Genomic DNA, 20,726 nt, shown 5'->3' with positions numbered 1-20,726 from the left:
TACAAAAGCCTCAAGGTCGACCGACGCACCTACAAAGCCACCCTCAGCATCAACATCTTGACGCCGACGATCAGCCCGTAACTTCACGGCCTTGGGCTAAAGACCCAGCGCGGGCGGCGAGTCGGGCGAGCGGCCGTACGGGGCCGGGCGGGTCGGCCGTACGGGCAGGCGGGTCGGTGGACCGGGGTCCGGGCCGGGGCATGGAAGGCGAGCACAGGGACACGACACAAGCCGAGGAGCCGAGGGTGGACCGGAGCGCGGAAGGCGAGCGCCCTGCGCCGGGGCACGTCCCGCGGCGGGGTGTGACGCCGGTCGGCTACGAGTACGCGGGGCACGGTCGCGGCATGGCCGACGCTACGTCAGATGGCGGCAACGCCGCCCGAGGGCGGCGTTGACCGCCGCGCGGCGGTCCGACCGGCGGGACGTCACCGGCACCAGGTACCGGGCGCGGGGGCACCGGCGCGGAAGTGCCCCGGCTGCCGCTCGGGCAGCCGGGGCACAACCGGGCGGGCGCCACGTGGGGGACGCGTGGCGCCGTCAGCCGGCGGTGGTCGTTGTCGCCTCCGGCCGCGGGACGCGCGCGGCGGAGGCGGCCGGGTCCGGTGCGGCCAGGGAGCGGGCGACCAGGAGGACGCCCAGCACGAGGAGGAGCGGCACGCACATGGCCGCACGGTAGGAGACGGCCGCCCCGACGGCTCCGACCAGGGGCGGGCCGATCAGGAAGCCCACGTAGTTGAAGAGGTTGACGCGAGCCACAGCGGTGTCCGCCGCGCCCGGCAGCAGCCGGGCGCCGACCACGAAGACCTGCGGCGTGATCACGGACAGCCCCGCGCCGAGCACGGCGAAGCCGAACACGCCGGTCAGGGGTTCCGGTGCGGCGGCGACGACGGCGAACCCGACGGCGGCGAGCAGGGCGCCCGCCCGCACCACGGACACCGCTCCCCACCGCTGCACCCAGCCGTCACCGAGAGCGCGGCCCATCAGGGTGGCCGCCATGTAGAGGGCGTACGGTACGGTCGCCATCGCCTCCGAGCTGTGCAGGGTGTCCTGAAGGAACTTGGCGCTCCAGTTGGTGGCGGTGGAGTCGGCGACGACGGCCACGGTCATGATCATGCAGAGCGGCAGCAGCGGCTTCCAGGGAACGCCACGCCGTCCGCCCGGCCGTGGGGAGGCTGCCTCGGCGGCCGACTCGGCGGCGACCGGGCCTTCGGTCGCCGGGCACGGTCCGTCCGGCCGCCGGGTGAGGCGGGGGCCGGCCGACATCGCGACCGGCAGCAGCAGGACGACCGAACCGGCGAAGAGGGTGAACAGGGAGAGGTGCCAGTGAGCCCCGGCCCAGGCCAGGAGGGCGCCGAGGATGCCGCCGAGGCTCGCGGCGCCATGGAAGCCCAGCATGACGCTGCGACCGTAGCCGCGCTGGATCCCCACGCCTGTCATGTTCAGGCTCGCCTCCATGGCACCCACCAGCAGCCCGAAGACCGCCAGACAGATCGTGAGCTGCCAGACGGCCTCGCCCGCTCCCACCCCGACCAGCGCCAGACCGATCACCGGCTGGACGACACGCACCACGACGGACGCGGGGATCCGGCGCACCACGCGCGAGACCGTGACACTGCCGACACCGGCCAGGACCGGCACGGCCGCGAGGAACAGCGGGAGTGCGGCGTCGCTGAGGCCGTACCGATCCTGGATGGCCGGGATGCGGGTGACCAGCAGAGCGAAGACCGCGCCGTGGACGAGAAAGGTCAGCAGCAGTGCGGAGCGAGCCTGTCGCAGCCGTACCGGGATCTCCATGGCACCTCCTTCGGTGATCGCCGCCACTCACTCGAGGGCGGCACCGGCCGGACCGTATGGAGCCGCGCTGTAGTGCCGCTTGAGCGGACGACGGGACGGCAGGGAGGGCCGGACGGCACGGGGCCGGCGGGGGTCGGCGGGGGTCGGTGGCGGCGACCGGGGCCCGAAGGAGCGGTGACACGCGCCGCGACACGCGTACGGACTCCGGCGCCGCAGGGCCCTGCGCCGCAGACCCACGCCGCAAGCCCCCCTTCAGCGGGCCCGGCGAAGGTGACGTCGACCGCTGTGCCCCCCTGACGGAGGACCTACAGATGACCGGCACCGAGACCGCGGATCCCCGCCGCTGGTGGATCCTCGGTGTGCTCTCCCTCGCCCTGTTCGCGATCGTGCTCAACAACGGTCTGCTCAACGTGGCCATCCCCGAGATGATGCGGAGCCTGGACGCCGATGTCGGCCAGATCCAGTTCATCGTGGATGGCTATGCCCTGGCCCTCGCCGGGGCGCTGCTCACCGCCGGAACGCTCTCCGACCGGTACGGCCACAAGCGCGCCGCCCTGCTCGGGACCACCGTCTTCGGCGTGGGTTCGGTGGTCGGCATGACCGCGGACGGGTCCGGTCAGCTGATCGGGGCGCGGGTGCTGATGGGGCTGGGCGCGGCGTGCATCTTGCCGGGCACACTCGCCGTCCTGGTCCATGTCTTCCCCCCGGCCGAGCGAGCCCGGGCGATCGGTGTGTGGAGCGGCTCCTCCGCGCTGGGGGTCGCGGCCGGTCCGGTGGTCGGCGGTGCCCTGGTCAGCCACTTCTGGTGGGGGTCGATCTTCCTGGTGAACCTGGTGCCGGTGGTCGTGGTGATCGTCGCCGGAGCTCTGCTGCTGCCGGAGTCCGTCGATCCCTCGCCACGCCGTCCCGACCCGCTCGGCGCGCTGCTCGGCACGGCTGCCATGGTGGGGCTGGTCTTCGGGACGATCCAGGCGTCGAAACACGGCTGGGCCTCCACGGGGCCGGTCGTCGGCTTCGCCGTGGCCGCCGTCGCGGGCGTCTGCTTCGTGCTGTGGGAGCGCCGGCACCCCCACCCCATGGTGGACTTCGCCCTCCTGTGCCGGGCGCCGTTCATCGGAGCGAGCGTGAGCATCCTGCTGCTGATGTTCGGCCTGGCGGGCACTCTCTTCGTACTCACCCAGCGGCTGCAGTTCGCCTTCGGCTACGGGGCGCTGCGAGCCGGGCTCGCGGTGATGCCCGTGGCGTTCGCCGTCCTGCTCGGCACGCTGGTGTGCCCCGCGGTGGTCCGCCGGGTCGGGCCCGGCGGAAGCGTGGCCGTCGGCCTGGCGGTCGGGGCGACGGGTGTGCTGGTCCTCGGCCGGGTGGGCGACGGCTATCCGCCGGTGTTCGTCGGGCTGGTCCTGGCGGGGATCGGCTTCGGGCTGGCCATGGGGCCCACAACGGACGTGGTGATGTCCCTGGTGCCGCCGGAGAGGGCCGGTGCGACCGGTTCGCTGGACATGACGATGCAGGAGTTCGGCAACGCACTGGGCGTCGCCGTGGTCGGAAGCGTGCTCGCCCACAGCTATACGAGTGAGATGTCCCGGTCCGGTCAGCCGCAGGCGGCGAGGCGCACGCTGGACAGCGCCCTGGCACTCGCCGAACGCACCGGAGGCGACGCCGGACAGGCCGCCGCCGCGACCGCGAGAGCGGCCTTCGACCACGCCGCCGGGGTCGGACTGACCGCGGCGGCAGCCGTCGTGGCGAGCGGCGCGGCGGTCGCCGCACTGCTGATGCCGGGTCGCGCGAGCGCGCGCGGTGCCCCGGGCGAAGCGGGGGTGCCCGCCGAGTCCGGTGTGCCCGGTGGCGGGCCCGGCGCCACGAAGGCCGGGCCCGCCCTGGACACCGTGGTGCCCGGGGCCCCGGCGCCGGAAGTCCCGGCCCGGCGGGCACCCGCCCGCTGAGCGGCCTTGGTGCGGCCCCGCGCCCTGTGGGGGCGCGGGGCCGTGGCGGCATACGGCTCCGCCGCGTGGGCGCGGCCGGCCCGCACAGGCTCGCGAGTTCACCACTGTGCTGCGAACGGCCGCCTCTCCTCCGTGAGTTCGAGGAGAGGCGGCCGCTTGGTGCTGTCCGGTCGGACCATGCGTGGGCCGCGTGGGGCCGGGCACGCTCCCGCAGGCTGTCCGAGCAGGTCCCACACCCGAGCTCTCGGCCCGGGGCCCGCGTGATCCGCCGGGCGGGCCCTCGGGCCGGAGGCCGGCGGTCAGTCGCTCGGTGCTCCCACCAGGTCCATGCCGAGCAGGTCGGCGATGTCGGTGTAACGGCTCAGTACCTCCGAGAGCCGGTCGAGGAAAACGTTCTCCTGCTCCCTGATGTAGAAGTGGCCGCCCGGCACCACCACGGTCTCGCACTCCCTGGTGGAGTACAGGGACCACTCCCGTATCTCCGGGACGGTCACCAGCTGGTCGTCGGCCCCGGCGAAGGTGTGCAGCGGAATCGGCAGCGGGGTACGGTCCACACTCCCGGCGCCGTCGCAGAGCATCAGGTCGCCTCTGACGACGGGCAGGAGTGCCGCCAGCCAGTCCGGGCGGTCCAGCAGCACCCGGGGCAGACCTCCCAGCGCGGCCAGCCCGCGCACCAGTTCCATGTCGTCCGCCACATAGCCGTGTGTGATCGGCGGGGCTGGCAGGTGCGGAGCACGGTGAGCGCCGAGGAGGAGCGCGAGGGGCAGCCGTTCGCCGCGGGCCCGGCGGTGCTGGGCCAGGGCGAAGGCGACGAGGGCGCCCATGCTGTGCCCGTACAGCACGTGAGGGCCGTCGAGTTCCTCGCCGAGTTCCCGGTCCAGGTCCGCCACGAGCGCGGAGAGATCGGTGAAGCGCGGCTCCGGCATCCGACCCTCGCGGCCGGGCAGTTGCACGGGCAGCACCTCCACTCCGGTTCCCAGCCAGCGCTGCCACCCCGCGTAGGCGGAGGCACCGCCGCCCGCGTAGGGGAAGCAGAACATACGCAGGCGACCGTCGTGGCGCGTGCCACCGCGTCTCAGATATCGCGTCATAGTGCCCGGAGCTCCTCTCGGTACGCGGTGGCCACCGGGTGACCAGGGCCCGCGGTACCCACAGCGTCGGGAGCGGCGCTTAAGGACCGCCAAACGCCCGTCGCGCGGCGTCGACCGGGGAGGAGAGCACACCTTGGAGGCACCTCACCGGGACCGGGGCGCGGGCTCCGCACGCGAGGCCCGGTGCGGGGCCCGGTGCGAGGGCCGACCGGAACGGCTCAGACCGAGGCGGGCGTCGGCGGCACGACGCGCAGCTCGTCGCCGTCGACCACTACCGGGTCCGGAGACTCCAGACCGGGGTCGGCCCGCAGAATCGACTGGTGCAGCCGCCGCAGCCGCATCGACGGCTCCAGTGCGAGCTCTCGGATCAGACACTGGCGCAGCCGCTGGTAGACGCCCAGAGCGTGGGAGGGCCGGCCGCAACGGTACAGCGCCAGCATCAGCTGCGCGTGCACGGTCTCGTGCAGAGGGTGCTGTGCGGCCAGGGCGGTCAGCTCCCCGAGCAGCGCGGCGTGCCGGCCGAGCCGCATGTCGGCCTCGATCCTGGCGTCGAGGGCGCCGAGCCTGGTCTCCTCCAGCCGCACCGTCTCGACCTGCAGCGCCCGGCCGATCTGTACGTCGGCCAGGACGGGTCCGCGCCACAGCTCCAGCGCCTGGTGCAGCAGCACGGACGCCTCCTGGGCGGCTCCTTCACGGAGCGCCGTCTGCCCGGCCGTGGACAGCCTCTGGAACTCCGTCGCGTCGTAGGCCCTCGCCACGTCCAGCGCGTAGCCCCCGTAGCGCGTGCACAGCACATCCTTGGGCCCGCGCACGGTGGTCGGACCCAGAGCCGTGGCCAGCCTGCGGCGCAGCTGCCGTATGTACGTCTGGAGGGTCGCGGGCGCGGTGCGCGGCGGCGCGTCCCCCCACAGTTCGTCGAGCAGGGTGGACACGGTCACGACCTGGCCGGCGTGCAGTGCCAGCAGGGCAAGCACCTGGCGCGGCTTGGCCGCGCTGGGCACCACGGACGTGTGGTCGAGCTGGGCGACGAGCGGCCCCAGGATCCGGACCTCCATGTGGTTCTCCCTCCAGCCAAAACCGCTCGGCTCTCGTTCGGGGCGCTCCACAGTGGCACGGCGGCCGCGCCGCCCCCAGTGAGCGATTCATCGCTCGCGTGTGAATTACCGAGGCACTGACCCATGACGAATTCATATGGGAGGCATGAGGAGAACACTGTCGGCCGCGACCTCGGTGACCGAACAATCCTGTGTGCCGGTCCGATCACGGCGACTCCCGATCCACACACAGGTTGAACGCGGAGGGTAACGTGCACGAAGACGTCTTTCCCACTCTCGACGGTCCGTACGGCGTGGACGAGGCCGCAGGCCTCGGCCAGGAACTGCGGTTCTCGGAGCTGGTCGCACACGCGTGGCTGGAGCCGGAACTCTCACAGCGCTACCGGGTGGACGCCATGTCGGTGCTCGACGAGTTCGGCGTCACGCTGGCCCAGGGCCAGCAGCCTCCCGCACTGCCCGAGAACCCGGTGTGCGAACTGACCATCGAGGAGCTCTCGCGGCCGACGACCGCCCATGCGTGGACCTGCTTCTCTCTGTCGCACGACAATCTGTCCCCGGACCTCGGGTCCACGACCGCGCGGGCCGGGAGCCGGACGGTCCTGCAGTGACCGCCCTCTTCGGTGAGCGTCCCGAACATGTGCCGAGGACACACGACCGGCGGCTCGTGGGATTCCGCAGCCACCTGAGAGCGGAGGTCGTCGTCAACGACGCGGCCTATCTGCTCTCCGACCGAGGGGTGACCGCGCTGCAGGGCGATCGCATCGAAGCCCTGGTACCCCTGCTGGACGGCACCAGGGACCTCCCGTCCGTCCTGCGGGACGCGGCCCCCGACATCCCTCCCGAGCAGGTGGGCCGACTGATCGGGAGGCTCGCACAGGCCGGCCTCGTGGGGTACTCGGCACCGGTCCCGGTCACCGGCGGCCGCTCCGACGGCACGGCCCCGGGGCCTGCCCGCGCGTACTGGGAACTGGCCGGACTGGACGGCACGGCGGCCCTGCGGCAGCTGGCCGCGGCTCCGCTGGAGGTCCTGACGGTGGGCGGTGCGAGCGCCGAGGGGGTGCTGGAGGCGTGCCGGGCCGCCGGACTGGCGGTGGCCGGTCACGGCGGCGCCCGCGGTGCGGAGTGCATGGCCGGTGCGGACTGTGTCGTCGGCGAGGATGTCGTCCGGCTGTCCCTCGTCGTCTGTGACGACTATCTGAACCCCGAGTTGTACGAGATCGACGCCCTGCACCGGGCCACGGGACGGTCCTGGCTGCTGGCCAGGCCCGGTGGTTCCACCGCGTGGGTCGGCCCGGTGTTCCGGCCGGGTTCCGGCCCCTGCTGGTCCTGCCTGGCCCACCGGCTGCGCGGTCACCGGCAGTCCGAAGCCCCAGTGCGTCGGGCGCTCGGCCTGACCGGGCCGGTTCCCCGGCCGACCGCGCAGGTGCCGCCCTCCGCGGCCGCGGCCGCACAGCTCACCGCGCTGGAGGCGGCGAAGTGGCTGGCCGGCTACCGCCATCCGGGCCAGTCCGCGGTCCTGACCCTGGACACCCTTTCCCTGACGACCCGTCACCACGAGCTCAGGCGTCGCCCCCAGTGTCCGGACTGCGGCGACCCCGGCCTCGTCGCGCGGCAGGTACGGCAGCCGGTGACGATCGTCTCCCGGCCCAAGGCGTCGTACACGGGAGGCGGTCACCGGGCATGCTCTCCCCAGGAGGTCCGTGACCGGTACCTGCATCTGGTCAGCCCGGTGACCGGGGTGGTCGAGGAGATCCGCAAGGATCCGCGGGCACCGGCAGGTCTGCACTGCTATCTGGCCGGCCGCAATCCCGCGCTGGGCGGGACCGACCTGGCACGACTGCGGGCCGGGCTGCGTCAGCTCAGCGGCGGCAAGGGCGCCACCGCGCTGGATGCCGAGGTGAGCGCGCTGTGCGAGGCGCTGGAGCGGTACAGCGGAACCCTCCAGGGAGACGAGCCACGGACCAGGGACAGCCTGCGCGGTCTGGGGGACGTGGCCGTCTCCCCGGACGCCTGCCAGTTGTTCGCCCCCCGGCAGTTCCGCGACCGCGAGCGGTGGAACGCCCTGCACGACTCGTTCCAGTACGTTCCCGAACCCTTCGACGACCGGGCTCCGGTCGACTGGACCCCCGTGTGGTCACTCACCGAGCAACGGCAACGGCTGCTGCCGACCGGCATGCTGTACTTCCCGGGCTCCCTCGACGGGGCGTCCCCGGTGGCCGGTTGCTGCTCACTGCGCGCCGACTCCAACGGCAATGCCGCCGGCAGCAGTCTGGAGGACGCGATCCTGCACGGCTTCCTGGAACTCGTCGAACGGGACGCGGTGGCCCTCTGGTGGTACAACCGCACCCGGCAGCCCGGCGTGCGTCTGGACGGTCCGGGCGGCTTCGGCGACAGCTGGACCGACGAACTGCACGCCGCGTACCGGCACCTGAACCGTGAGGTATGGGCCCTGGACCTCACCTCCGACCTCGGCATCCCGGTCTTCGCGGCGGTGTCGCGGCGCACCGACAAACCGGCCGAGGACATCATGTTCGGGTTCGGCGCGCACTTCGATCCGGCCGTCGCGCTGCGCCGCGCCCTGACCGAGATGAACCAGCTGCTGCCCGCGGTGACCGGTGCCCGGCCCGACGGCACGGGCTACGGTTCGACAGCCCCCGAACCGCTCGGCTGGTGGTGGGGGGCGACCGTGCGCACCCAGCCCTACCTGCTGCCCGACCCCTCTCGACCGGCACGCGGCGCGGCCGACTTCGAGTTCCAGAACCGTCCGGACCTGCGTGACGACGTCGAAGCTGTCGTCGAGCTGCTGCGCGGGCACGGCATGGATCTGCTGGTGCTCGACCAGACCAGGCCCGACATCGGGATCCCGGTGGTGAAGGCCGTCGTACCAGGGCTGCGCCACTTCTGGGCCCGGTACGCCCCCGGCCGGCTGTTCGACGTACCGGTGCGGCTGGGCCGGCTGTCCGCCCCGACGCCGTACAACGACCTCAATCCCGTTCCCCTGTTCGTCTGAATCGCACGGCCCTCCCTCCCCGTCCCTCGTGTCCACCCTGTCCACCCTGTCCACCCAGGAGTTCCCGTGTCCTCCGAGAGGCTGTTGAGCACCACCGTGACCGCACAGAACGACAGGCGTTGTGTCTCCCTGTGGTCGCTCCGCGAGGACGTCCTGGTGGACATGAGCTGCCCGGCCAGTCCCGTGGTGCTCTCCGGGCGGTGGGGAGAGGCCCGGCTGCACCGGGCGCGCCCGCTGGTCCGCGAGGCATTGCGGCGGATGAGCCTCGGTCCCATCTCGCTGGCCAACGTGGTGGCCGAGATAGCGGCCGAGAGCGCCGTGCGCCCCTCCTCCCCCGGGGGGCGCACGGCCGATCGGAGCACCGCGGACTCACAGGCCGAGATCCTGCTGGTGCTGCACCGATTGCAGCACCTGGTGGTGCGCTCGCTGATGCTGGAGGGCGCCGACCAGCTTCTGCTGTCGGTGGTCCCGATCGCGCAGTCGGCCCGTTACCGGCCGGACACCGCCGACCGGCACGGTCCGGTGCGGTTGTCCCGCTTCGCGCTTCTGCGCAGCGAGGGCGATGGCTTCGTCCTGGAGTCCCCCGTGTCGCTGTACCGGATCGTACTGCACGGTCTGGAGGCCGCATGGGTGATCGGCATGCTCGGTCGCCCGGTCACCGTCGACGAGATCGCCGCGGCCGTACCACTGCCTGCCCCGGCGATCGCGGAGATCATCGCCCATCTGCTGGGGACCGGCATGGTGCTCGCCGCCGAGCAGCCGTCGCCCGACGCCGGCGACCGCACCGGACCGGGTGTGCGCGACGACGGCAGGGGAAACCGCGACGCGGTCCCGTCCTTCGCCGAGGACCGGGACCCGGCGCTGCTGTCGTGGTCCGCCGTCGACCTGCTCTTCCACAGCCGCTCCACACTCGGCAGGCATGACGCGGACTTCGGCGCCACCTATCCGCTCGCCGAGCGCCTGCCCCCCGCCCCGGCCCTCAAGCCGCTGCCCGACGGCCCGCGGCTCCCCCTCACCCGGCCCTCCCTGAGTGAGGTGACGGCCTCGGACCCGCCGCTCACCACCGTGGTGGAGAAGCGCCACAGCATCCGGTCCTACGGCTCGGACCGGCTCACCGCCGCCGTGCTGGGCGAGTTCCTGTACCGGGCGCTGCGGGTCCGAGGCCTGTACGAACCGCATGGCCATGCCCGGCACGGGGAGGGGTACACCGACCGGCCCTATCCCAGCGGCGGCCGCGCCTACGAACTCGAGTTCTACCTCACCGTCCGGGACTGCGCAGGCATCCCGTCGGGCATCCACTACTACGCCCCACTGGAGCACTGCCTGGTGCAACTCTGCGACGACGAAACGGACTCGGGGACGTCCGAGTTGCTCGCGGAGGCGCAGATCACCGCGGGGCTGGCCGACCCGCCCGCCGTGGTCATCACCATCACCTCGCGCATCCACCGCCTGTCGTGGAAGTACAGCGGTCTGCCCTACGCCCTGACGCTCAAGCACGTCGGCGCGGTGATCCAGAACCTGTATCTGATCTGCACCGCGATGGGCCTGGCCTCCTGCGCCCTGGGCAGCGGCGACGTCGAACTGGCCGCCCGCACCACCGGCACCGACTGGCTGATCGAGCCGACCGTCGGCGGCTTCGCCCTGGGGACATCCCCCCGGCCGTCACCAAACACCCACGAGACGCGTGCAGTTGGTCCGTGAGTTGTACATTCAATATTTGAAATTCAGCCAGTCCGCATACACTGATTGCTCCTTGATCCTGTTCTGCGTGAGGGGCATTCATGGAGGTAGCTGCACCGCGCGCGGAGATATACGCCGACATGCCCCTGGGGGATTCCGCCACCGGCGGCGTCGGCAGCAACCCCACTCTGTCGGCGACTGCGCGTGCCTTTGGACTCAACGCCCCGCCACCCCGGCTCGCCCTGGGGGTCGCCCTGATCGTCGAGTGCGGCTTCGTCCTGATCGGCTTCCTGAACATCCTGGGCGCGGAGCCGGGCCCGTTGACCCTCGCCGCCTCGGCCCTCGGCTTCAGTCTGGTCTTCCTTCTCCAACTGGTGCACAGCACCCATCGCCTGCGGCACTTCCGGGCACGCTGGTACCGGTGGACGCTCACCCTGCAGGCCCTGCTGACCTATCTGCCGCTGTTAGCCCTGGGGTTCGGGTGGGGCGGGATGGCCGGCTTCCTGGGCGCTTCCCTGCTGCTCGTGCTCCGGCCCGCGGTTGCCTGGCCGCTCTTCGGGCTGGTCGCCGTGGTGGCCTGGGCGACCGGACCGCTGCTGGGCATGGGCCTCGTCGGCTCAGTCTACATCGCCGTCTCTACCGTACTGACCGGACTGATCCTGTACGGCCTCAACCGGCTCGCCCAGCTGGTGGTCGAGGTGCAGGCGGCCCAGACGGAGCTCGCCCGGCTGGCCGTCACACAGGAACGGCTTCGCTTCGCCCGCGACCTGCACGATCTGCTCGGCTACAGCCTGTCGGCCGTCACCCTCAAGAGTGAACTGGCGTGCCGCCTCGTGCCCACAAACCCCGAATGCGCCCTGGCCGAGCTCAAGAGCATCCTGGAGATCTCCCGACAGGCACTCTCCGACGTGCGCACGGTCGCCTGTGGCTACCGGGACATGTCACTGACCACCGAGGCCGTGTCGGCGCAGGCGGTCCTGGCAGCCGCCGGCATCCAGGCGGCGGTGGAGTGCCACGCGGACATCCCCGAAGGGGAAGTGAACACCATCATGGCCACCGTGCTCCGGGAGGCCATCACGAACCTGCTGCGCCACAGCAAGGCAGAGCACTGCCGGATCGAGAGCCGGACGACGGATTCGGACGAGCTGATCCTCACCATCGCCAACGACGGGGTGCAGACCGTGACGGGCTACGGGGACCAGGCGGCCACTTCGGACGGCAGCGGCCTGGGCAACCTGCAGTTCCGGCTGACGTCGATCGGGGGGCATCTGGCGTCCGGGCTGGACGAGGCAGGGTGGTTCGTGCTGCGGGCCGCGGCTCCGCTGCGACAGTCCGCCCGTCACACCCGCTGATTTGGCCCCGCCGCTCGAACACGACCGCAAGCTGGCCTTGAGGCCCCGGCATGCCCGCGTCACCTCACAGCCAGCCGCTCTCCCTGGCCACCCGGATCGCGTCGACCCGGTTGCGCGCGTTGAGCTTGGTGACGACCGTCGTCAGATAGTTCCGCACCGTGCCCACCGAGAGGAACAGCTGTCTCGCGATGTCCTCCGCCTCCGCTCCGGCCGAGGCCATCCGCAGCACCTCCGTCTCACGCGGAGTCAGCGGGTTCTCGCCGTTGTCGAAGGCCGCCAGGGCCAGTTGGTGGTCGATCACCCGATTCCCCGCCGCGACTTTCCGCACCGCGTCGGCCAGTTGGCCCGGCGGTGCGTCCTTGAGGAGGAAACCGCCCACCTGAGCCGCGAGCGCCTTGCGGAGCGTCCCCGGCCGGCCGAGGCTGGTCAGGATCAACGTGCGGCACGAGGGCAGCTGTTGGGCCAGTTGGGCCGCGGCGCTCAGTCCGTCGAGACCGGGTAGGTCGACATCGATGACGGCAACATCGGGCTCGCAGTCCAGTGCCGTGCAGACGATCCGGTCCCCCCTCTCGACCTCGGCGACCACCTTGAGGTCATCCTCCAGGGTCAGCAGGGCCACCAGCGCCCCACGGACCATGTGCATGTCCTCTGCGAGCAGGATGCGTATCACAGTACTCTCCCAGTCGGGCTGAAGTGACCTGGCCAGCCCGTTTGACTAGGACATTAGTCGGCAGAGAGTGCGTGCGAAAGAGCGGGAAAGCGATTTCCTCCAACGCTCAAGACCATTGGGACACGTCGAGCCGCATGGCCGTGGTGACCGTGCTCTCCTGCACGGCCTCCACCGCGACCGGGATGGTGAAGGTGCCCAGTTCCTCGTCCGAACGGAATCCTCCGACCGTCGCCCGAAGGCTGGTGATCCGGTCCAACTCGGCGTAGTCGGTGAAGTCGGTGTCGATGGAGGCGACCGACAGACTGTACGGGTCGAGGCCGTGCAGCCGGGCGACGGAGGCCACCGCCAACTGACGTGCGGCCTCCATCTGCAGATGGCCCGGCACATGGTCCAGCGGGTGGTCGAAGACGTGCGGATGGTTGGTGTCCACCACCAACTGGCAGGAGAACCGCCCCGGTTCGCCGTCCACGACGGGCTGGGTGACGAACACGTTCCTGGGGTCGCGCCGCCCCACGGCGCACGGTTCGGCCGCCGTGAAACGCGGCAGCAGGAAGCCGGGGTGGTCCGGCATCTGCCGCCTGCTCCGCATGGCCAGGTAGGTGGTTCTGGACAGGATCAGCAGTCGGCCCTCTCCCCGCATCGCGGGCCGTCCGTCGACCTCGACATCACCGGTGAAGGTGAACCCCTGTATCCGGCCCGCCCTGTTGCGCCGGGTCCGCACGACCATGCCGACCCGCAGATCGGCCGGCCGCCGACCGATGCGCAATGGTTCGAACGCGGTGATACGGAGCCTGAGGTCCCGGAAGATGAACGCCGAGCCCAGTTCCACCCCCAGATGACGGTGGGCGACCAGGACCCCGGCCTGACGCACCACTTCCACCAGCAGGGTGAAGTCGTACGACGGGGAATCCTCCCCGATCAGATGACCTCGCGGCAGCTGAGCGGCGACGGCGAAGGTGTCCTCGCCCGTCTCGGCCGAGTCGGTGACGAAGACCTCGGCTATCGAGGCCCGGTGGACCAAGGTGCGTGGAACGGTCGCGTCGTAGCTCAGCTCCACCTCGGCGGCCCGGGGGTGCACCGGGGCCATCTCCGACGCAGGCGTGGACGTGGGCGCGGACAGGGAAATGCTCATGGTCGGGGTTGGTCCTTCCAGGGAGGTCTCGGTGTCGCGAGCGGTTTGCTGAACCGTGTCAGGGCCGTACGGCCGGGACCGGCGCCGTGCAGGCCGGACGGGACGGCAGCCGGGCAAGGAGCGCGTCGAGGCCGGCCGGGCCCGAGCGGGCCGCGACGACACCGTCGGGCCGCACGTACGCACCCCACCGGGAGTCGGCTCCGCCGAGCGTGTCGCCCTGTTCCCGGACGACGGCGAACGCGGCGCCGTCCTGCGGGACATGCCCGTCGGCCGTGTCCGCGGGCTGGATCCACAGCACGCGCGCGATGTCCTCCACGCCCCGTTCCCGCACGGCCTCCGCGGCCCGCACCGCCGACTGCCCGGCGGCCTCGGCGCCGTACACGAGCAGGGTGTGCCGCCCGGCCGCCAGATGGGCGTGCAGCGACGTCGCTGTCGTGCCGTGCACCGGGGTCAGCGCCGCGTCGGGGGCACGCCGCCCGAGCCTCAGCGCACGCGGCACACCCGCGTCGCCGCCGGATGCCGCCACCGCCGGGCTCCCGGAGTGGTCCAGGTCGAGCTGGGCGAGCAGGGGGATCGCCTTCTTCTCCAGCAGGCCGGTGGCGGACAGCACCCGCATCACCGTGTTCCGCAGGAGCCGCGCCGCCGGACTGCGCAGCAGCCACATCCGGGTCTGCTGGTCACCGTTCGCGACCGCTCGGGCGGACGCGGGGCGGCGTTCGGCCTCATAGCTGTCGAGCAGCGCCGGATCGGCGCCGCGCACCACGCTCGCGAGCTTCCACCCCAGGTCGTAACCGTCCTGGACACCGGTGTTGAGCCCTTGCCCCCCGGCGGTGGTGTGGGCGTGCACCGCGTCGCCCGCCAGCAGGACCGGGCCCTCACGGAACCGCGGGGCGACCTTGGCGTGCACCCGGAAGCGGCTGGTCCACCAGGTGCCGTGCAGGCGCAGTCCCCCCGGGCCCCGCTCGTCGAGGAGCCGCTGCAGGAGTTGCTCGGACGGCCGTTCGGTCCGCGCGTCCGGTTCCATGTCGAAGAAGACCCGGTGGCCGTCGGGCTGGGGGACGATCACCAGCACCCCGTCCGGCGTGATGTGGTGCTGCACCTCGGCCTCGGTACCCGCGCCCTCCAGCCGGCCGTCCCCGATCAGGAACGTACGGTCGAAGGTATGCCCCTCGAAGGGGATGCCGACGCTGTCGCGCACTAGGCTGCGGGCACCGTCGGCGGCGACGAGCCAGGGCACCGTCACCGTCTCCTCCCCGTCGGCCGAGTTCAGGGTGACGGTCACCGACTCCGCGGGCCCGCCACGGTTCACGGTCACCGCCGTGACCTCGGTCTCCCACTCGACTCCGCCGCCCAGCTCCGTCAGCCGGGCGTGCAGGGCCCGTTCGGTAACCGGCTGCGGTACGCAGAGGGGACCGGGGAATGCGGTGCCCGTCAGCCCGCCGAACCGCGCACCGGCGATGCGCCTGCCCTTCGACCAGTACGACGCCCCGGCCAGCGGCAGAGCCGTCCCGGCGAGCTTCGCGGCGACACCCACGCGGTCCAGACATTCGAGCGCGCCGCTCCACAGCACCAGCCCCTTGGGGGCGATGCCCGGGCCGGGGCGCCGGTCGACGACACGGCAGGGCACTCCGAGGTCCCACAACGCACAGGCGACGGTGAGCCCGGTGGGCCCGGAGCCGACGACCAGAACCGACGCGGTCGTCACAGGGCACCTCTCGTGGTGTCGGCGGCCACGGCCACAGGACGGTGGAGCAGGGCCGAGATCTCGCGGACGGCGCCGGCGGTGTCGGCGAACCGCACCGCGCGCATGCCGAGTTCGGCGGCGGACCGGCAGTTCTCCTCCGTGTCGTCGACGAACAGGCACCGCTGCGGCGTGGTACCGAGCCGGTCGAACAGGATCCGGTAGATGGCCGGGTCCGGTTTGCGGACGCCCTCCCGGTGCGAGTCCACGACCACGTCGAAGAGCTCGTCGACGGGGAGCTGGGCACGCCACAGGGGTTCCCACTCACGGACGTTGTTGGTGAGCAGGGCGAGCCGGTACCCGTCACGGCGCAGGGCGCGCAGGAACGACAGGAACGGCTCGTTGGGGCGTCGGCCCCGGAACCACAGCTCACCGAAGCCGCGACCGTCCGCCAGGATCCGGCCCGCCTCCTCGGGGAGCTCCGCCAGGATCCGGTCCACCATCTGCCGCTCGGTGATCGCGCCGGTCTCCAGGGCGGCCATCGGGGTCTCCCCGTGGCGTTCCGTCGCCGCCAGGAACGCCTGAGCGAGGTCGCCGGCCTCGATCCCGGCCAGTTCCGCGAAGGCGGCGAAGGTCTCCACGAGCGGGTTGGTCAGCACTCCGCCGTAGTCGACGACGACCGTGTCGACGGCCATGGCGCTCCCCTCGCCCGCCGCGACGCGGCGTACGGACCGCGCACGTGGCCCACTCTGTTGAGTGCATGTCATCGGGCTGCTCCTCCTTGCTCTGGTCGATCTGCTCGATCCGGGATCCGGACGGCTCATGCCGGTGCAGGTGATCCGGCCGATCCGGTCACGTCGGCTGTTCCGGCGCGTCCGGCCGTTCGGTCATGCGGTGGTTCGGTCATGCGGTGGTTCGGTCGTTCAGTCGGTCGGTCTCGACGATGCCGTCGGCCCTCAGCCGGCCGGGCGTCCGACCGACGCTGCTGCGGCGTCCGCCGGACGCGTTGCTCGGACGCTAACGACGGTCGCTTGCGCCTCGCCAAAGAGGGCGCGGGAGGGCCTGTGGAGGTCCTCCCGCGCCCTGGGTTCGCATGGATGACGTGCCGTCATCCGGACGGCCTTCCGTCCACCGCGCCGACCTCGCCGCCCTGTCCCTTCTCCTCCGGTGCCGGTGTGGCCGGTGCCGGTGTGGCCGGTGCCGGTGTGGCCGGTGCCGGTGTGGCCGGTGCCGGTGTGGCCGGTGCCGGTGTGGCCGGTGCCGGGCCGCCTTCACTGATGCCGAACCGCGCGTGCAGTCGGCGCAGCGGTCCGGGTGCCCACCAGGTCGCCCGGCCGGTGAGCGACAGCACCGCGGGGACGAGGAGCGTACGGATCACCATGGCGTCCATGAGGATGGCCAGGGCGGCCCCCAGTCCGAGCATCTTCGTGTTGGTGATCCGGGAGGTGCCGATGGCCACCATGACGACCGAGAGGACGAGCGCGGCGGCGGTGATGACACCGCCGGTGCTGCGGATCCCCTCCACCACTGCGGCCCGGTGGTCGAGCGTGCGCTCCTGCTCCTCCTTGACGCGGGAGAGCAGGAAGACCCCGTAGTCCATGGAGAGTCCGAAGGCGAGGCAGAACATCAGTACCGGAAGGGCCGTCTCGATGCTCCCGGTCGGGGTGAAGCCCAGCAGCCCCGACAGATGCCCCTCCTGGAAGATCCACACCACGGCCCCCAGCATCGCGGTCAGGCTGAGCGCGTTGAGCAGGACGGCCTGCACCGGCACCACCACACTGCCGGTGAGCAGGAACACCAGGACGAGCGTGGCGAGCACGATGATGCCGACCGCCCACGGCAGACCGCGTCCGATGGCCGCCTGACTGTCGATCAGGGCCGCGGTCGTCCCTGAGGTGTACGCCGGGAAGTCCACGTCCACCGCCCGTACGTCCCGCACCAGTTCCTTGCCCTCGTCGGAGACGGCCTCCACACCGGGCACCACGGTGAGATAGGAGATCTCGCCGGCGGTCCGGCCGGGCTGGGCCGGACCGGCGGCCCGGCCGTCCGTGTAGCTGCCCGTCGGCGCGTCCACCCGCAGCACTCCGGGAAGCCGGGACAACTGCTCGGCGTAGTCCCCGAGTCCCGTGGTGGGAGCCTCGCGGGTGACGACCTCGATCACTCCGGTGGGGCTGCCCTGGAACTGGTCCCTGATGTGCTCCTGCACCACCCGGGACTCGGCGGACGAGGGCAGCTGCCGGTAGTCGGCGGTGCCGAAGTCGACGTTCAGGAAGGGCGCGCCGAGCAGCAGCAGGACGCCCAGGGTGCCGGTGGCCACCAGCGGCGCACGCCGCATCACGAACCGGGCCAGCCGGGCCCAGCCGGCTCCGGCCGCCGCGGGCTCCCTGCCCGCACGGGAGCGGCGCCGGACGAGCTTGCGTATGTCCCAGGCGTCGATCCGCCGGCCCAGGACGGCGAGCAGGGCCGGCAGGACCACCAGGGCCGCGGCGGCGGCGAGGGCCACCACGCTGATCCCCGCGTAGGCGAGGGAGCGCAGGAAGTACAGCGGGAAGACCAGCATCGCGGCGAGCGAGACGGCGACCGTCGCGGCCGAGAACAGCACGGTCCGCCCGGCGGTGTTGAGGGTGACGGCGAGCGCACCGGGCATGTCCCGGCCGGCGGCGAGTTCCTCTCGGTAGCGGCGCACGATCAGCAGCGCGTAGTCGATGGCGAGGCCCAGGCCGAGGGCGGTGGTGAGGTTGGTGGCGAAGACGGAGACGTCGGTGAAGGAGGTGAGGACGCGCAGCACCGCGTTGGTGCCGAGGATCGCGATCACCCCGATGCCGACCGGGAGCAGCGCGGCGACGGCGCTGCCGAACACCACCATGAGGATGAGGAGGGTGATCGGCAGCGCGATGGCCTCGGCGCGCAGGAGATCCTCGCGGATGAAGGTCTGCTGCTCGTTCTGGACGGCGACACTGCCGCCGATCCGGACCGTGAGGTCGCCCTGCCCTCCGTCGAAGTGCCCGGCGACCCGCTCCTCCAGGGTGCGCTCGGCCTCCAGTTCGTCCCCGGTGAGCCGGGCCACCACCAGGGCCTCCCGGCCGTCCTCGGAGCGCAGCGCCGCGGCGCCGGTGTCCCAGTAGGAGCTGACGCCGGTGACGCCCCGCTCGTCGGCGAGCCGGGCGGCGAGTTCCCGTCCCTGACGCGCCACGTCGGCGTCGTCGACCCCGCCGTCGGCACGGGCCAGCAGGACGAGGTTGGGCCGGGCCTCGGGGAACTCCCGTTCCAGGACGTCCGCGGCGTACGAGGACTCGGAGGAGGGGTCGACGACGCCGCCGCTGCCCCCGCTGCGCAGCCGGTCGGCCACACCGCTGCCCAGGACGACGGACCCGGCCAGGAGGATCACGGTGAGCACGAGCAGCAGGCGGGCACGGCTGCCGGCCAGCCGGGCTAGGGCGGTGAACGGACCGCGCGGCGGGGCGGCTTCGAGGGGCGGGGTGTCTTGGGCTACGGGGGACATGGAGGGCTCCCGGGAGGTCGGGGTGGGTGAGGTGCGTGCCGGGCCGTACGCCCACGGGCGCCGGCCGGGGCCGTCAGCGGCGACGCAGGTGGAACTGGCCGGGCGTGGACGAGGGGACGCCGGTGAGGACCTCCCGGAGCCCACCGCTGACCACGTAGTCGCCGTACGGGGTCACGGCGATCGTCGTGGGGTCCTCGAACGGCCAGGTCTGGTCCCGCACCGTGTGCGCGGTGCGCCAGCCGTCGGTGGACCGCAGCACCAGGACGGCGTCCCGGTCCCGACGTCCGCCGGAGAGCGACAGGTCGTTGGAGACGACGACCAGCGAGCCGTCCGGGCGCAGCGCGATGCCGTCGATGGAGGCCGGCGCACGGTCCAGACGAACCTCGCTGACCCTCGGCCGCGCCGAGCGGGGGCGGTCGACGCGGAAGAGCCTGCCTCCGTCGTACTTGCCCATGAGGAGGAATCCGGCCGGGTGCTGGACGATGCCGTTCGGGCCGGTGCCGTCGGTGACGAAGCGGTCGTCGCGGATCACCTGGAGGACCTCGCCGTCGCGGCTCACCGAGGTGATCGTGTCGGCGCCGGTGTCGGTGACGTGGATGGTGCCTGCGCGGTCGACGGTGAGGTCGTTGGCGCGCGGCTGGGGCTGTCCGTCGGCGACGTCGACCAGGTGCTGTACGGCTCCGGTGGCCAGGTCGAAGACACCGACCCCGGACACCGGGGGCAGCGACGGGTCCACGATGCCCAGCAACCGGAAGAAGTAGTCGGTGTAAGCGGCCAGTACCCGGCCGCGGGGCGCGTCGACCGTGATGCCGAGCACCGACACCTGGGCGAACGGAGCCACGAGCGGGGTGACCGAGCCGTCCGCCCGGACCACCGAGATCGTGCCCTGTGCGCTCGACCCCACGAGGAACGCCTTCCTCGTGGGGTCCCAGGCGACGCCCTCCGGGTACACGCCCGGGGCGGTGACGGTGAGGGTGCGCGGCACCAGGCAGCGGGCGGACCTGGCGAACGCCGGCAGTGGGGTCGCGGCGAGCGCACCGCCCATGGTGGCCGCGGTGGCGAGTCTCAACAGAGTTCGGCGGGAGGCCGGGACTGACGCGTCCAAGGTGTGCTCCTCGATGCGATGACGACGACGGGAAATCGGCCGGGCCGATGTGCGGTGGAGGCGGGCGGAGGGGCGTCGGGTGCCCGTCGCTGGGTGAAACCGCCGAGTCCGGCTGGCCACCGGCCGGTGAGAAGGGTCGCGAGCCGCTCTGGAGAACCGCTGAACCACCACTGAAACCGGCGGCGAGCGGGTGGAAGCCGCCACGGAGATCCGCGGGAGGGCGCTTTGGCCCGGCTCAAGGCGGCCTGCCTAACGTCCCGGTCAGCCAGACCCTGTCGTCAGATTCCCGTCCGCCCCGCGACGCCGTGCACACTCCCCCACCGCCTCAAGGGCGTGGGAGGTGCCCCCACTCGCCGCACCGGGCGAAAGCCCGAGTACATCCGGTACGAGGGCTTCCACCCAACATGCCGAAAGCACGCACCTACGCGGACATCAGCGGGTGCGAGGCCCGCCCTCCGGGCGGACGACGGGATCGTGAAGACAGAACCTGGCGCACACAGCGGCGCCGGACAGCGGAATGCCAGAGGAGACGAGTCGCATGACGGTAGACACCATGGACATCGAAGAGGCCGAGCCGACGCCGGCCGGAATCCGCACCAAGGACGTGCGCTGCCTGGACCGGGTGGTCATCCGGTTCGCGGGGGACTCCGGTGACGGCATGCAGCTCACCGGCGACCGCTTCACCTCCGAGACGGCGTCCTTCGGCAACGA

At 72.1% G+C, this 20,726-nt stretch carries 14 protein-coding genes; 5 read left to right on the top strand and 9 right to left on the bottom strand.

Translation table 11 applies throughout. The features are described from left to right. Positions 1-537: 537 nt before the first annotated feature. A complete protein-coding gene (locus tag ACWD3C_RS44475; protein WP_451153820.1) occupies positions 538-1,794 on the bottom strand; it encodes an MFS transporter in 1,257 nt (418 codons plus the stop codon). Positions 1,795-2,105: 311 nt separating this feature from the next. On the opposite strand from ACWD3C_RS44475, the gene ACWD3C_RS44470 reads away from it, so the two are divergent. Next, positions 2,106-3,737, top strand: coding sequence for an MFS transporter (locus ACWD3C_RS44470; RefSeq protein WP_451153818.1), 1,632 nt, complete (start codon positions 2,106-2,108; stop codon positions 3,735-3,737). 299 nt (positions 3,738-4,036) lie between these two features. On the opposite strand, the gene ACWD3C_RS44465 is transcribed toward ACWD3C_RS44470, so the two are convergent. Together ACWD3C_RS44465 and ACWD3C_RS44460 are read right to left on the bottom strand one after the other, a co-directional pair. Beyond that, a complete protein-coding gene (locus ACWD3C_RS44465; protein ID WP_451153816.1) occupies positions 4,037-4,828 on the bottom strand; it encodes a thioesterase II family protein in 792 nt (263 codons plus the stop codon). Positions 4,829-5,046: 218 nt separating this feature from the next. Continuing rightward, positions 5,047-5,883 (bottom strand): AfsR/SARP family transcriptional regulator, encoded by an 837-nt coding sequence (locus ACWD3C_RS44460; protein WP_451153814.1) that lies wholly within the window; start codon positions 5,881-5,883, stop codon positions 5,047-5,049. 251 nt (positions 5,884-6,134) lie between these two features. On the opposite strand from ACWD3C_RS44460, the gene ACWD3C_RS44455 reads away from it, so the two are divergent. The 4 genes from ACWD3C_RS44455 to ACWD3C_RS44440 all read left to right on the top strand — a co-directional run bounded on the left by ACWD3C_RS44455 (position 6,135) and on the right by ACWD3C_RS44440 (position 11,925). After that, a complete protein-coding gene (locus ACWD3C_RS44455; protein ID WP_451153812.1) occupies positions 6,135-6,491 on the top strand; it encodes a TIGR04351 family putative TOMM peptide in 357 nt (118 codons plus the stop codon). Continuing rightward, the gene (locus ACWD3C_RS44450) at positions 6,488-8,893 is read left to right on the top strand and encodes a TOMM precursor leader peptide-binding protein (RefSeq protein ID WP_451153810.1); all 2,406 of its coding nucleotides are present in this window, start codon (positions 6,488-6,490) and stop codon (positions 8,891-8,893) included. Before ACWD3C_RS44455 ends, ACWD3C_RS44450 begins: the two co-directional genes overlap by 4 nt. 66 nt (positions 8,894-8,959) lie before the next feature. Then, positions 8,960-10,594 carry a SagB/ThcOx family dehydrogenase gene (locus tag ACWD3C_RS44445; protein WP_451153808.1) on the top strand — a complete coding sequence of 545 codons (1,635 nt, stop codon included), beginning with the start codon at positions 8,960-8,962 and terminating at the stop codon, positions 10,592-10,594. An 80-nt stretch (positions 10,595-10,674) separates the two neighbouring features. Continuing rightward, positions 10,675-11,925 carry a sensor histidine kinase gene (locus ACWD3C_RS44440; protein ID WP_451153806.1) on the top strand — a complete coding sequence of 417 codons (1,251 nt, stop codon included), beginning with the start codon at positions 10,675-10,677 and terminating at the stop codon, positions 11,923-11,925. 64 nt (positions 11,926-11,989) lie between these two features. Here ACWD3C_RS44440 and ACWD3C_RS44435 read toward each other — a convergent pair whose 3' ends face one another. The 6 genes from ACWD3C_RS44435 to ACWD3C_RS44410 all read right to left on the bottom strand — a co-directional run bounded on the left by ACWD3C_RS44435 (position 11,990) and on the right by ACWD3C_RS44410 (position 20,015). Then, complete coding sequence (locus ACWD3C_RS44435; protein ID WP_451153804.1) at positions 11,990-12,595, bottom strand: response regulator transcription factor; 606 nt, start codon at positions 12,593-12,595, stop codon at positions 11,990-11,992. A gap of 106 nt (positions 12,596-12,701) precedes the next feature. Further along, the gene (locus ACWD3C_RS44430) at positions 12,702-13,727 is read right to left on the bottom strand and encodes a ScbA/BarX family gamma-butyrolactone biosynthesis protein (protein WP_451153802.1); all 1,026 of its coding nucleotides are present in this window, start codon (positions 13,725-13,727) and stop codon (positions 12,702-12,704) included. 58 nt (positions 13,728-13,785) lie between these two features. Then, positions 13,786-15,432 (bottom strand): FAD-dependent monooxygenase, encoded by a 1,647-nt coding sequence (locus ACWD3C_RS44425; RefSeq protein ID WP_451153800.1) that lies wholly within the window; start codon positions 15,430-15,432, stop codon positions 13,786-13,788. Next, positions 15,429-16,103: an HAD family hydrolase gene (locus tag ACWD3C_RS44420; protein ID WP_451153798.1), complete on the bottom strand. Its 675-nt coding sequence runs from the start codon at positions 16,101-16,103 to the stop codon at positions 15,429-15,431. Before ACWD3C_RS44420 ends, ACWD3C_RS44425 begins: the two co-directional genes overlap by 4 nt. 413 nt (positions 16,104-16,516) lie before the next feature. After that, a complete protein-coding gene (locus ACWD3C_RS44415; protein WP_451153796.1) occupies positions 16,517-18,910 on the bottom strand; it encodes an MMPL family transporter in 2,394 nt (797 codons plus the stop codon). Between the two features lie 73 nt (positions 18,911-18,983). Continuing rightward, positions 18,984-20,015 carry an SMP-30/gluconolactonase/LRE family protein gene (locus ACWD3C_RS44410; RefSeq protein WP_451153794.1) on the bottom strand — a complete coding sequence of 344 codons (1,032 nt, stop codon included), beginning with the start codon at positions 20,013-20,015 and terminating at the stop codon, positions 18,984-18,986. Positions 20,016-20,726: the final 711 nt, after the last annotated feature.

This window comes from Streptomyces sp. NPDC002845 (assembly GCF_053591955.1).
This window is presented reverse-complemented; position numbering and strand designations above follow the sequence as displayed.

Coding starts and splice junctions, on each gene's coding strand:
- ACWD3C_RS44415 (WP_451153796.1), bottom strand. CDS start 18,910: ATGTCCCCCGTAGCCCAAGACACCCCGCCCCTCGAAGCCGCCCCGCCG.
- ACWD3C_RS44430 (WP_451153802.1), bottom strand. CDS start 13,727: ATGAGCATTTCCCTGTCCGCGCCCACGTCCACGCCTGCGTCGGAGATG.
- ACWD3C_RS44460 (WP_451153814.1), bottom strand. CDS start 5,883: ATGGAGGTCCGGATCCTGGGGCCGCTCGTCGCCCAGCTCGACCACACG.
- ACWD3C_RS44465 (WP_451153816.1), bottom strand. CDS start 4,828: ATGACGCGATATCTGAGACGCGGTGGCACGCGCCACGACGGTCGCCTG.
- ACWD3C_RS44440 (WP_451153806.1), top strand. CDS start 10,675: ATGGAGGTAGCTGCACCGCGCGCGGAGATATACGCCGACATGCCCCTG.
- ACWD3C_RS44475 (WP_451153820.1), bottom strand. CDS start 1,794: ATGGAGATCCCGGTACGGCTGCGACAGGCTCGCTCCGCACTGCTGCTG.
- ACWD3C_RS44420 (WP_451153798.1), bottom strand. CDS start 16,103: ATGGCCGTCGACACGGTCGTCGTCGACTACGGCGGAGTGCTGACCAAC.
- ACWD3C_RS44470 (WP_451153818.1), top strand. CDS start 2,106: ATGACCGGCACCGAGACCGCGGATCCCCGCCGCTGGTGGATCCTCGGT.